Source organism: Paenibacillus intestini, assembly GCF_030803945.1.
Taxonomy (GTDB): domain Bacteria; phylum Bacillota; class Bacilli; order Paenibacillales; family Paenibacillaceae; genus Paenibacillus; species Paenibacillus polysaccharolyticus.
In genome coordinates this window covers 111,772-123,783 of record NZ_JAURUN010000010.1, presented here as the reverse complement: position 1 = coordinate 123,783, position 12,012 = coordinate 111,772, and the positions used below count along the sequence as shown (strand labels likewise).

The 12,012-nt window shown below is 47.1% G+C and carries 13 protein-coding genes; 12 read left to right on the top strand and 1 reads right to left on the bottom strand.

Features of this window, described 5'->3' with window-relative positions:
• Window positions 1-15: 15 nt before the first annotated feature.
• The 5 genes from gpmA to J2T16_RS22835 all read left to right on the top strand — a co-directional run bounded on the left by gpmA (window position 16) and on the right by J2T16_RS22835 (window position 3,335).
• Complete coding sequence (gpmA, locus tag J2T16_RS22855; protein ID WP_090924937.1) at window positions 16-759, top strand: 2,3-diphosphoglycerate-dependent phosphoglycerate mutase; 744 nt, start codon at window positions 16-18, stop codon at window positions 757-759.
• Window positions 760-1,109: 350 nt separating this feature from the next.
• Window positions 1,110-1,289 (top strand): hypothetical protein, encoded by a 180-nt coding sequence (locus J2T16_RS22850; RefSeq protein WP_090924938.1) that lies wholly within the window; start codon window positions 1,110-1,112, stop codon window positions 1,287-1,289.
• 298 nt (window positions 1,290-1,587) lie between these two features.
• Window positions 1,588-2,496, top strand: a complete 909-nt coding sequence (locus J2T16_RS22845; protein WP_339839664.1) for an aldo/keto reductase — start codon at window positions 1,588-1,590, stop codon at window positions 2,494-2,496.
• 111 nt (window positions 2,497-2,607) lie between these two features.
• Window positions 2,608-2,934 carry a thioredoxin family protein gene (locus J2T16_RS22840; RefSeq protein ID WP_090924939.1) on the top strand — a complete coding sequence of 109 codons (327 nt, stop codon included), beginning with the start codon at window positions 2,608-2,610 and terminating at the stop codon, window positions 2,932-2,934.
• A 218-nt stretch (window positions 2,935-3,152) separates the two neighbouring features.
• Window positions 3,153-3,335: a hypothetical protein gene (locus tag J2T16_RS22835; protein ID WP_123065904.1), complete on the top strand. Its 183-nt coding sequence runs from the start codon at window positions 3,153-3,155 to the stop codon at window positions 3,333-3,335.
• Between the two features lie 372 nt (window positions 3,336-3,707).
• Here the strand turns inward: J2T16_RS22835 and J2T16_RS22830 are convergent, their stop codons facing one another.
• Window positions 3,708-4,496 carry an undecaprenyl-diphosphate phosphatase gene (locus J2T16_RS22830; RefSeq protein WP_240037061.1) on the bottom strand — a complete coding sequence of 263 codons (789 nt, stop codon included), beginning with the start codon at window positions 4,494-4,496 and terminating at the stop codon, window positions 3,708-3,710.
• Between the two features lie 246 nt (window positions 4,497-4,742).
• On the opposite strand from J2T16_RS22830, the gene J2T16_RS22825 reads away from it, so the two are divergent.
• The 7 genes from J2T16_RS22825 to J2T16_RS22795 all read left to right on the top strand — a co-directional run bounded on the left by J2T16_RS22825 (window position 4,743) and on the right by J2T16_RS22795 (window position 11,953).
• A complete protein-coding gene (locus J2T16_RS22825) occupies window positions 4,743-5,375 on the top strand; it encodes a TetR/AcrR family transcriptional regulator (RefSeq protein ID WP_154891750.1) in 633 nt (210 codons plus the stop codon).
• Between the two features lie 146 nt (window positions 5,376-5,521).
• Window positions 5,522-6,382, top strand: coding sequence for a transporter substrate-binding domain-containing protein (locus J2T16_RS22820; protein WP_339832730.1), 861 nt, complete (start codon window positions 5,522-5,524; stop codon window positions 6,380-6,382).
• A gap of 31 nt (window positions 6,383-6,413) precedes the next feature.
• Window positions 6,414-7,058 (top strand): amino acid ABC transporter permease, encoded by a 645-nt coding sequence (locus tag J2T16_RS22815; protein WP_123065900.1) that lies wholly within the window; start codon window positions 6,414-6,416, stop codon window positions 7,056-7,058.
• 16 nt (window positions 7,059-7,074) lie between these two features.
• Complete coding sequence (locus J2T16_RS22810) at window positions 7,075-7,821, top strand: amino acid ABC transporter ATP-binding protein (protein ID WP_145405987.1); 747 nt, start codon at window positions 7,075-7,077, stop codon at window positions 7,819-7,821.
• A 75-nt stretch (window positions 7,822-7,896) separates the two neighbouring features.
• Window positions 7,897-8,319, top strand: a complete 423-nt coding sequence (locus J2T16_RS22805; RefSeq protein ID WP_090924948.1) for an OsmC family protein — start codon at window positions 7,897-7,899, stop codon at window positions 8,317-8,319.
• A gap of 243 nt (window positions 8,320-8,562) precedes the next feature.
• Window positions 8,563-10,353 carry a cache domain-containing sensor histidine kinase gene (locus tag J2T16_RS22800; RefSeq protein ID WP_090924963.1) on the top strand — a complete coding sequence of 597 codons (1,791 nt, stop codon included), beginning with the start codon at window positions 8,563-8,565 and terminating at the stop codon, window positions 10,351-10,353.
• Window positions 10,346-11,953, top strand: coding sequence for a response regulator (locus J2T16_RS22795; RefSeq protein ID WP_499019335.1), 1,608 nt, complete (start codon window positions 10,346-10,348; stop codon window positions 11,951-11,953). The genes J2T16_RS22800 and J2T16_RS22795 overlap by 8 nt, the downstream gene beginning before the upstream one ends.
• Window positions 11,954-12,012 lie beyond the last annotated feature (59 nt).

Genomic DNA, 12,012 nt, shown 5'->3' with positions numbered 1-12,012 from the left:
AAGGAGGGTCACGTGATGTACAGGATAGTGTTGATTCGCCATGGACAGAGCATGTGGAACGTGGAAAACCGCTTTACGGGTTGGACGGACGTGGATCTGACCGAGGATGGGTATGGTGAAGCGCGCAAGGCCGGGAAAATCCTGAAAGAGCAGGGGTTTGATTTTGACTGTGCCTACGCTTCGGTATTGAAACGTTCCATTCGTACACTTGACATTGCGCTGGATGAAATGGACTTGATGTGGATTCCGATTGAGAAGACGTGGAAGCTGAACGAGCGCCACTATGGTGCGCTGCAAGGACTGAACAAGCAGCAGACGGCTTTGAAATACGGGGAGGATCAGGTTCACGAATGGCGTCGTTCCATTAACATTTCCCCACCACCTCTGGATGAGAATGACGACAGATATGTGCAGGATCTGGACAAGTACAAGCGCCTTGGCTGCACCATCCCGCGTACGGAGAATTTAATGGATACGTCCAAGCGGGTGTTGGAGTACTGGGATGCAGAGATTAAACCGATGGTTTCTTCGGGAAAAAGAGTGCTGATCTCCGCGCATGGCAATACGCTCCGTTCACTTGTCATGCATCTGGACCAATTGTCCGAAGCAGACGTGATGGCGCTCAACATCCCGACTGGCATTCCGCTGGTCTATGAGTTGAACGAAGAGCTGCACCCGACCGGTCATTTTTATCTGACCGCCGATGGTTCGACCTACAAGCATGAAGAGATGAGCCAAGTAGCCCGACCTTCCGACTGATGACGCGGGGTTAGGACAACAGAACTCAATAAAGCATATGAAACCACTACATGTTTCCTTATAAGCTCCTAACCTAATGGCTCACATATGGATTCAAAACAAAGTCCTGTATGGCTCATATAGGCTCACGTTACGGAGCATAATAACCGAGCAAAAGATGATTACCGAACCATTCTTCATTTTGGTGATCATCTTTTTTTGTACTGCTCAATCGTATAACTGGGTGTGCCAGTTGGAGAAATATTTTATTTTTTACAGGCAGGCAAGCTTGGATATCGTTTCGTTTGTGCTAGATCGGGTAAAACTCAAACAAGACACGATGTACATGAATCCAGAAGGAGGAGAGTTACATGTCGAAACGCAAATTGCTCATGACGGCGATTGGAGCTGGCGTGACGTATCTGATGAGGAATAAACAGGCCAGGGACAAAGTCATTAGCACCGTATCTAATATGGTGAAAAAGAACGGATCATCATCTCGTACCGCAAGACCGCGGGTAGAGGTTAGCAACCAAGAGTGGAGAAATTGAGTAATCCAGGAGTCTTACATGACGGCTAACCAATAGCGTGGGCAGTGTAAGGAAGCCCTGTTATCTGTTCGATACACGTAAAAGTAAATAAACGTACTTGCTTGCTACTTGCAGGCGCATATGGTGAGCAACATCAAAGAGACCTGGGACGATCGTTCCGGGTTTTTCTTATGTGCGTCTGAGCATCACTGGAGATTGCACACTATGCGATTTTTTCCATGAAGAATGATACAATGAATACTTGCAGAACGTATGGAGAGGAGATGAACTTGTGGATAAAGGTCAAATGGGCACTTCTATGAAGAAAAATCGTTTGGGTAATTCGGAATTGATGGTGGGGGAGATCGGACTGGGCTGTATGTCGCTCGGAACGGAACTGAAACCTGCAGTGGAGCTGATTCACGAAGCATTGGATCTCGGGGTTAATCTGCTGGACACAGCTGATCTGTATGATGCCGGACGGAACGAAGAGATTGTGGGACAAGCGATCAAAGGGCACCGGGATCAAGTCATTCTGGCAACGAAAGTGGGGAACCGCCGTATTCCTGGCAAAGAGGGCTGGTCATGGGACCCGTCCAAAGCTTATATTAAACAGGCCGTGCATGAAAGCCTCAAACGACTGCAGACCGATTACATTGATCTGTATCAGCTTCATGGTGGCACGCTGGATGATCCAATCGCTGAGACCATTGAAGCGTTTGAGGAGTTGAAGAAGGAAGGACTTATCCGATACTACGGCATCTCTTCCATTCGTCCGAACGTGATTCGGGAGTATGTAGAGAAATCATCCATTGTCAGCGTGATGAATCAATACAGTGTAGTGGATCGCCGGGCGGAAGAGGAAGTATTACCTTTACTTGAGCAAAAAGAAATCAGTATCATCGCTCGCGGCCCGGTTGCCAGTGGTGTACTGGCAGCATCGGGAACGGCGAAGGCGGATAAAGGGTATCTGGATTATACGCCAGAGCAGTTGCATCACATCCGCCAAGGCCTGGCTGGACTGGTCACAGATGATCGCAGCATGGCACAGACGGCAATCCGTTATGCGCTTGCGCAACCTGCCGTTGCTGCTGTCGTTCCAGGAGCCAGTTCCAGAACACAATTGTTGCATAACATTGCTGCTGCTTCATCGGCCCCGCTCACCCCTGCCGAGATTCAGGTCATACGGGAACAGAGCCCTGCTAACCGTTACACGCAGCATCGCTAATGGATGGGTTGCCTGTTTTCAAGTGTAACTATTTAAGGTACAATAAAAGCACCATCTCTACACAAAGTACAGTACAACTATTAACTAGAACGACATAAGGAGAGAATAGATATGGAAAGAATTCAAAGTGAACAGCAATATCGCGACCTGATTAACTCCGACGGTATGACGGTCATTAAATTTGATACAACGTGGTGCCCGGACTGCAAAAACCTGGATCGGTTCATCGGTGACGTTATTGATCAGCATGCCGATAAAACTTTTTATGCGCTGGATGCAGAAGAATTCCAGCCGTTTGCTGAAGAGAACGGTGTACGCGGCATTCCAAGCCTGCTGGTATTCCAGAACGGCAAAAAGCTTGCACATCTTCACAGCAAATGGGCAAAAACCCCTGCACAAATCTCGGAGTATCTGGAGACTCTTGAGTCTAAAGTCTAAGCGGAATAGCCTTATATATTATGATTGATATTGTTTTTGATATTGATATGGCTCAATTAACCCTATGTATCGTTTCAGAGCATAACCACATCCCCTGCTTGTCTTCAGACATGTAGGGGATTTTTTTAGTTCTGCTATAGCACCTTGTTTAGAATTTGTTCAGTATCGTTCGGTATACTTGATAGAACAAACTGAATATTGGAGTGAACAAGAGCCACATGAGCAGAGAGATTATAGATGAGATGCACCAATTAAGCCACAATGATGATCGCCGATATCACTTGTTGATGATGGGTGTCAAGCAAATGTTACATGAACAGAAGCTGAACAGATATCGCTGGCTGGGAAGACTTAAGGAGCGAAGAAGACAACGAAGCATACAAGCAGATCGTTGGGAGTAATGATCTAACTTCCTGAACATGCCTTAGAAATATCATAATGGTACATTTACATATGAAGTGATAGCAAAATGGCGGCCCGACTTCCGTGAGGAAGACAGGGCCGCCATTTTCCAATTAAAATCAACGGATCTGTTTGATGTTTGATATGAATTGAACTATGTTTACACAGAAACGGAGAGGACAGAAAAAACCTGAAAAGCGAAGCGGCCGCCTGAAAGCTTTCTGAAAGAAAGCTACATCGGAAGCATATGCTTATCACCGGATTTTCCCCTTGGGAAAAGGGAATCAAAAAAATCTGGGGATAACAGCGGTTGGAAGGTTATTCTGTCATCGGAGTGAGACATGTAAACCTATTCTTTCAATTTATAAGAATTACATCATCAGGATCACAAAGAATACAGCTGCCAGTACAAAGCGGTACACAGCAAAGACAGTCAGGCTCAATCTTTTCAAAATAGACAGGAATGTCTTAATCGCCAGCATGGCAACGATGAACGCTGCGATAAATCCGATCGCAAAGATCAGAAAATCATCGCTGTTCAGATGATCGATGCTTTTGTACATATCATATCCAGTGGCACCAATCATAATTGGAACGGACACGAGGAAGGTGAACTCTGCCGCAGCTACCCGGCTGATTCCGGCAAACAAGCCGCCCGAGATCGTAGAGCCGGAACGGGAGAAGCCTGGCCACAACGCCAAAATCTGAAACATCCCCACAGCAAATGCCTGTTTGTAGGTAATATCGTCTACATCATGTGTGGTAATCCGTGAGCTCTTATGGCTCCAGCGTTCAGCTACGATCATCAATATACCACCGATCACAAGGCTGTACAGTACGGTTTGTGGACCAAACAAGTGAGCCTTGATCCAGTCCCGGAACACAAGTCCGATGACAACGGCAGGAACCATCGCCAAGATGATATGTCCCAGATTAAGGCGTCGGGAATACGGCCTTTTGCCCCCGGTGAAGCGAAACATATCAATGAATTTGTTCCAGTACAGTACAACAACAGCCAGTACAGCACCAAGCTGGACAACCACCTCAAACGTTTTGACTGACTCGTTGTCCTCTGATAGACCCAGCAAGTGAGCTGTCAGAATCATGTGTCCTGTAGAGGACACGGGCAAAAACTCAGTCAAACCTTCGATGATGCCCATAATAATGGATGATATAAAGTCCAATTCTCTTCCTCCTTGAAATGCAGATGACAGCAGCCACAAGGCCTGTCCTGCTATAACGATGTCTGTCCTTTCGAACAAGACTATCCTCTATTATGCTCAGAATTGCCTCTCACTTCAACTCTATGCTTGTAACCCGTTGTTTAAAACTATATTGACAAAAACCTAGTTATCCCATAGGATATACATTAACTGACTGACTGATCAATCGGGAGGGTAAAAAGCATGGCCAAAGTTAACGGTTTGGGACCCGGAGAAGAACGAAGGGACCAAATTATTCGCATAGCGATGGAACGATTCGCAACTCAAGGGTACCATCAGACGAAAATCTCTGATATTGTTCGCGAAGCTGGAGTCGCTCAAGGCACCTTTTACTGGCACTTCAAGAGCAAGGAAGCCATTGCTTCCGAGATTTTGTTAACGGGCAGAGAACAACTACTTGAAGCAATCGGGCAGGGGTACCGGAAGGATGCCGGGTCGGTTGAAGATATGGTGAAGGCCTCGGAGAAGCTGTTTACCAATTTGTTCACCTTTGCTGCGCAGAACCGATATTTCATGGAGTTGTTGCTTAAGGGCATCGTGACCGAGGAATCCGTCCAGAGGTTAGTTGAAGAGACTCGTAATGCCGTGGAGACAGCATTCCGTCACAACATGGAGCGTGCCATTGAACTGGGGATGTTGCCGGCAGATATGAATGTACCCTTACGTGCGGCATTGCTTGTAAGTATGATCGAGGGCATGATCTCGCGCTGGTTATTCGGCTCAGACGCACTGCACAGCCGTTTCACGGAGATGAGTGCTACAGCATTAGCAGCTGAAGCGGCGAGTTTTGAGTTTTACGGCCTGCTCGGTACATAATGTCGGCAGGGCCTGGGGCTTTATTTTTCAGGCAAAAGATGCAGGAAGGATTCACATTTAACACACTTCTTCACATGATTAAGCCAGTCACAGGGAATAATGGAATCACCAAGAGAACATAAGATGAATGAGAGGAAGTTAACGTCATGAATAACACATATGGAACTAAAATTCGCAAAGGGTGGTCTATCACCACGATTCTGCTCATGGTTGTGCTCGTACTGAGTGCTTGCGGTAGCAAACCCGCGGCGGAGAATGGCAATACAAACAATGCAGCACAGTCTGGTGGCAACGAACTGGAACAGATCAAATCAGCAGGTGTCATGAAAGTCGGCATGATGGGTACGTATCGTCCATACAACTTCCTGAATGACAAGAAAGAAATGGACGGATTTGATGCGGATATCGCACGTGAAGTCGCGAAGCGTCTTGGCGTTAAGGTTGAGTTTGTATCTCAGGAGTTCTCCGGTCTGACACCAAGTCTGCAAGCGAAAAAGCTGGATGCGATTATCAGCCAAATGACGATTACGGACGATCGTAAAAAAGTGCTGGATTTCAGTGATCCGTACATCACCAACCAGGTCAAAATTATTGTCAAAGAAGACAACAACGATATTACGAAACTGGAAGATTTCAAAGGCAAAACAATCGGTGTAGGTTTGGGCACAAACGATGAAACGTACCTGCGCAACGAAGTGTTGCCCAAAGTCGGAGATTTTACAATTAAAACGTATGATGATGTTATCTCATCTCTGAAAGACCTGAACGCAGGACGGATCGATGCAACGATCAACAACCTGTATGCGTTGAAACCTATCGTAGATGCGAATGGATTCAAAATTAAAGCTGTTGGCGAAGCGATCAAGAGTGACGAGGCAGGTATCGCGGTGCGTAAGGACAACCCTGAACTTGTAGCGGCACTGAACGATGCACTGAAAGGCATGAAGGATGACGGCACGTACAATACCATTTTCAAAAAATGGTTTGGTGAAGAGCCTGCGCAATAATGAACCTGCAAGGCGAAGGGAAGTTTGATCCATGGAACTGATATTCGAAAATATCCCCTTCTTTTTGAAGGGGGCTTATTATACGCTTTATGTTACGGTGATCTCTATGTTTTTTGCCTTTATTATCGGGGTGCTTGTAGCCATTGCCAGGCTTAAAGGACCGATGTGGCTAAGATTGATCGCCAGATTTTATGTATCCATCATGCGGGGAACCCCGCTGCTGGTGCAATTATTCGTTATCTATTACGGGCTTGTGGACTACGGCGTAACTCTCGGGTCACTAACGGCCGCTTGTCTTGGTCTCAGTCTGAACGCGGGGGCTTTCCTGTCGGAAACGTTCCGCGGTGCGATTCAAGCTGTACCGAAAGGGCAAACGGAAGCGGCATACGCTACCGGTATGACTCCGGCACAGGCGATGAGACGGATCATTTTCCCGCAGGCTGTGCGCATTGCCATTCCACCGATGGGGAATACCTTTATCGGAATGCTCAAGGAAACATCGCTTGTTGCTGCAATTGGCGTTACCGAGCTGTTGCGGTCTGCGCAGCTTCTGGTTTCGCAGTATGCGCTCAACATGCCATTTTATTTGGCAATCGGCGTGATTTATTGGATTATGAGCATCGGTTTCTCGGCCATTCTGGAACAAGTGGAGCGCCGGCTGGCCCGGGCTTACTAAAGGGGGAGAGAACCGGGTGATTACTACAACTGGATTAACCAAACGTTTTCAAAATCATGAAGTGCTCACCAATATCGATATGCATGTAGATGCCAAGGATATTGTTGTCCTGCTGGGTCCCAGTGGCTCAGGCAAAAGTACACTGCTACGCTGTCTCAATGGACTCGAGCAGTTGTCCGGCGGACAGATCGAAGTGAACGGCATTGTGGTAAACAGCGCAGATCCGCTGCGTGTGCAACGTGCCCGGGTGCTGGAGATTCGTCGCCAGACCGGTATGGTGTTCCAGCAGTTTAACCTGTATCCGCACAAGACGGTGCTTGGTAATGTTATGGAAGGTCTTGTGACGGTGAAAAAAATAAAGCGGGACGAAGCCGCCGAACGCGGCCGGCTTTTGCTGGATCGTGTAGGGCTGTCGGATAAGCAGGATGCTTATCCTTCCCGTTTATCCGGTGGACAACAGCAACGCGTAGCCATTGCACGGGCACTGGCGATGGAGCCGGAAGTGATGCTGTTTGACGAACCGACCTCGGCCCTCGACCCCGAACTGGTTGGAGAGGTGCTGTCGGTGATGAAAGAGCTGGCGCAGGAAGGCATGACGATGCTGGTCGTGACACACGAGCTGAAATTTGCCCGGAACGTGGCGAACAAAATTGTCTTTATGGCAGACGGCTCCATTGTGGAGACAGCTAGCCCTGAAGCCTTTTTTGAACATCCGGAGCAAGAGCGTACACGCCAGTTCCTGCGGCAGATTACCGAATTTTAAACCACCCAGTGATGGGAAGGTTATTCTGTCATCGGAGTGTATGTGTAAACTAATTATAGAAAGAAGGAAAACATCATGAACGTAACCACAGTATGGAAGGGAAAACGCGCGTTTACCTCCGAAGGACCCTCAGGGTATGCTGTAGGCATGGATGCCACAGCGGCATATGGCGGTGATAGCCAAGGCGCTACGCCGATGGAATTGTTACTCGCTGGCCTTGGTGGTTGTATGGGAATCGACATCACGATGATTCTGGATGCTTTTCTGGACAAGATCGATTCGATTGAGATTGAAGCACAAGGGACGCGGAGCGAGGATATGCCCAAAGGTTTTACGTCCATTGACCTGATCTTCAAAGTGGACGGAGATATACCGGATTACCGGATCTGGAAAGCCATCCAGATGGCTGAAGAGAAATACTGCGCCGTTTCCGCATCACTGAGCGCAGATATCCATCCGAAGCTGATCCTCAATGGCGTGAGCACACCTCGTCCTTAAAAAGCTTTAATTTCACTTTAGTTTGAATGAAAAGGCACTTCCAATCGCGGAAGTGTCTTTTTAGCATAGTCATATTTTATTGAATCCCATCGATGTATCCATAACAACTCAGGTCCATATCTCCACTTTAATGTCAAATCGAAGGCTGCAGTTATGTGGTATGATGGATGCGCAGGTGAGAGTGACCTGCTTCGGATGATCGCAAGTTGTAAGCGCTTATACAAGATGACGGAAGGTGCGGATATGTTAAAACGGCTGATTCGTATTACAAATGATCTCAAATTAAAGCATAAATTGCTCATTTCCTACGTGCTTGTTGTCATGGTTCCCGTCCTGATTATTGGTCTCGCAGTGACCAGTTATTTTCGTCAGCAAGCGCTGGATAATGCCATTGGGCAAACGATCATCAATGTGGATAAAATTAAAAGCCAGACGGCAACGATGCTGCGCGTACCTACAGACATATCCAACTTGCTCATGTTTAACACCGATCTCAAGGAGATCGTGAATCGACAGTATAAAAGTGTGGTGGAGCTGACCTCAGCTTACCTCGCATATAAAGATTTTCAAGAATACAGGCGGTTATATCGGGAAATTGCAGGTATACGTTTTTACTCGACGAACCCGACGTTGATCAACAATCTGGAATTTATTCCGGTCAATGAGCGAACCAAGCAGAGCTACTGGTATAAGGAAGCGCTGAAAACAACGAGCATCGGCTGGTTTTATATCCCTGGCAACGAAGACAATCCGGTTCACCGGCTCAGTCTGGTACGTAAAGTTCCTTTTGCCGAATATAAGACCGAAGGTGTGCTGATGATCGTAATCAATCAGGAAGAACTTAACGGTTTGTTGCGCCAAGAGCAGTTTGAGACATTGATTACCGATGAGCAGGGTTACGTTGTTGCAGCGAAAAATACCGACCTGGTCGGGAAAACGCTGGGTCAGCTTGATTTTGGCGTAGACCTCCAGAGTCAACCTAAGGGTACCATTGAAGCTGATTTTCAGGGGGAACCCTCGAATATTGTCATTGATGAATTGGGGCCGGGATCAAGCTTTAACAAACTGAAGGTTATCTCGGTGTTTGCGACCAAAAATATCGTGAAAGATGCCAACCAGATTAGCCAGATCGGCATGATTTTTATTACCATGGTGCTGGTGATTGCGTTGTTGCTGGTGTACATTATTTCATTCCTCACTTCGAACCGGCTACTGCGCCTCAGTAAACATCTGAACAAGCTGGCTCTTGGAGATTTGAACGTCACTTCGCGCATTGACGGGAACGATGAGATCGGGCAATTATCACGTCAGTTCAACTACATGGTGAAAAGTATTAACGAACTGATGACTCAGGTGGTCGAGACAACAGAACAGAACAACCAATTGGAAATCGCCCAAAAAGAGATTAAACTGAAAATGATGGCCAGCCAGATTAATCCTCATTTTTTGTTTAACGCACTTGAATCCATTCGCATGAAGGCTCATATCAAGGGAGAAGCGGAGATTGCGAATATTGTCAGGTTGCTTGGCAAACTGATGCGAAAGAGCCTGGAGATTGGCAGTGGCAAAACAACGTTTCGGGCAGAACTGGAAATGGTACGTTCCTATCTGGAGATTCAGAAGTTTCGGTATGGGGACAGGTTAGCCTTTGAGATTCATCTGGACCCTGAGGTGGAGAGGATGTATATCCCGCCTTTGATTATTCAGCCGATTGTAGAAAACGCTATTGTGCATGGACTAGAGAACAAAGAAGGAACCGTGCGGGTGCATATTCTGATTTGTATGGTGGATCGTATGGTCACGGTACAAGTGAAAGATGATGGAGCGGGCATCACGCCGGAACGGCTTGCAGAAGTGATGCAGTTTGTCAGCGGTCCTGAAGAAGAGGAGAAGAGCCGGATTGGCATGCGCAATGTGCATCAGCGTTTGACTTTGACGTATGGGGAAAATGCCGGGTTACAGATTAACAGTGTGTACGGGGAAGGAACAGAGGTTTCTTTCACCTTGCCAGCAGGAGGGAACCAGCATGTATAAAGTATTGTTGGTAGACGATGAACCAAGCATTCGCGAGGGATTGACCACGATTATCGATTGGGAAAAATACAGCTTCCAGGTCATGGCTACAGCCGGAAGCGGGCGCGAGGCCATCGCCTGTTTCAACGAAATCAAGCCGGACCTGACCATTATTGATATACGGATGCCAGGCATGACTGGCCTGGAAGTCATCGAAGAGATCCGCCAGCATGAACCTGACGCACATTTTCTGATTTTGAGCGGTTATGCTGACTTTGATTACGCCAAAAAAGCAATCAGCTTCGGCGTAGATGGTTATCTGCTGAAGCCGGTTGACGAAGAAGAGATCATCGCTGAACTGGAACGAATTGCGGGACAGCTTCATCAGGAACAGGAAACGCAGGCTCGTTACGCTGGAGAAGATACAGCATATAGAGAACATCAGATTGAAGAACTGTTATATGACTCTTTACAAGGTAAGGGGAACAAGGGAGAGGACAGTCTTGGACTGCATTGGCCTCAGTATCAAGTGATTTTGCTGGAGATTCATGCAACGCTTGATCTGCAGCGGGGGAATGAGATGAAACGCAAACTGATTGAAGCATTCGATCAGAAGGACAAAGGTATCGTATTTTCATATCATTCCGGCTTGGGGTTACTGATCAAAGAAGCAGTTACTCAGAATACCTCATTACAGAATCTATATGATGAATTGCAAACATTACTCGCAGAGTGGAACATTCACATGTACGCTACCGCTGGAGAACCGGTACAGTCTACTACTGAGATTGCCAGATCATACACACAGGCGAGCAGCCTTATGGCAGAACGGTTCCTGTTCACAGAGCAACGGATCAAACGCTGGGATGAAGGGCGACTGTCACCTTCAAGTGCGGAGAGTAACGGTATGGGAGCCCAGGCAGACGGCATTCAAGAGCCTGATGAAGTTGAGCTGGCGGACAAGCTGTATTATGCCTTGGACATTCGCAGCAGTGAATCTGTTATGCGTGTGCTTGGAGAGATGGAGGAGCGACTGATTCCGTATCATTGGACGGAGCAAGCAATCAAAACGGCATTTTCGCAGGTGTTCTCGCTCGTGTTCAATAAACTTGCTGCGGCGAATCAGCACATGCAAACCATTATGCAGGATCACTCCGTGCTGATTAATGAGGTATATCATCAGTTCACGATGGCTGATCTTAAAGCGATGGCGGCGGAACATTTGCATCGTCTGATTCAGCGTATGGGCGGAGGCAGTACAGATACCGTGATGAAACAGATGATTGAGTTCATTCAGCGTAATCCCGGTGAGAATCTGAAGCTGGAGGTTCTGGCCGAGGTGTTTAACTACAACAGCAGTTATCTGGGGAAATTGTTCAAGAACCACACGGGCGAATCTTTTAACGCCTTTCTGGATAAAGTTCGGATCGAGAAAGCGAAAGCATTGCTTGACGAAGGGTTAAAGGTGCATCAGGTAGCTTCAAGAGTCGGTTATGCCAATGTGGACTATTTTCACGGTAAGTTCAAAAAATACGTAGGAGAATCTCCTTCGGCGTATAAACAATCCAGATCCCAATCTCACACGAGAGAAACGAATCACCATGACAATGAAGATGAATAACCGGCGGTGCTGGAGTTCTTCATAATATAGTCCATGTACTTCCCCGAATAAGCAATGGT

What these genes read in the sequence shown, in the direction of transcription:
- J2T16_RS22825 (WP_154891750.1), top strand. Translation starts at nt 4,743, where the DNA reads ATGGCCAAAGTTAACGGTTTGGGACCCGGAGAAGAACGAAGGGACCAA.
- J2T16_RS22800 (WP_090924963.1), top strand. Translation starts at nt 8,563, where the DNA reads ATGTTAAAACGGCTGATTCGTATTACAAATGATCTCAAATTAAAGCAT.
- J2T16_RS22820 (WP_339832730.1), top strand. Translation starts at nt 5,522, where the DNA reads ATGAATAACACATATGGAACTAAAATTCGCAAAGGGTGGTCTATCACC.
- J2T16_RS22835 (WP_123065904.1), top strand. Translation starts at nt 3,153, where the DNA reads ATGAGCAGAGAGATTATAGATGAGATGCACCAATTAAGCCACAATGAT.
- J2T16_RS22805 (WP_090924948.1), top strand. Translation starts at nt 7,897, where the DNA reads ATGAACGTAACCACAGTATGGAAGGGAAAACGCGCGTTTACCTCCGAA.
- J2T16_RS22840 (WP_090924939.1), top strand. Translation starts at nt 2,608, where the DNA reads ATGGAAAGAATTCAAAGTGAACAGCAATATCGCGACCTGATTAACTCC.
- J2T16_RS22850 (WP_090924938.1), top strand. Translation starts at nt 1,110, where the DNA reads ATGTCGAAACGCAAATTGCTCATGACGGCGATTGGAGCTGGCGTGACG.
- J2T16_RS22815 (WP_123065900.1), top strand. Translation starts at nt 6,414, where the DNA reads ATGGAACTGATATTCGAAAATATCCCCTTCTTTTTGAAGGGGGCTTAT.
- J2T16_RS22845 (WP_339839664.1), top strand. Translation starts at nt 1,588, where the DNA reads ATGAAGAAAAATCGTTTGGGTAATTCGGAATTGATGGTGGGGGAGATC.
- gpmA (WP_090924937.1), top strand. Translation starts at nt 16, where the DNA reads ATGTACAGGATAGTGTTGATTCGCCATGGACAGAGCATGTGGAACGTG.
- J2T16_RS22830 (WP_240037061.1), bottom strand. Translation starts at nt 4,496, where the DNA reads ATGGGCATCATCGAAGGTTTGACTGAGTTTTTGCCCGTGTCCTCTACA.
- J2T16_RS22795 (WP_499019335.1), top strand. Translation starts at nt 10,346, where the DNA reads ATGTATAAAGTATTGTTGGTAGACGATGAACCAAGCATTCGCGAGGGA.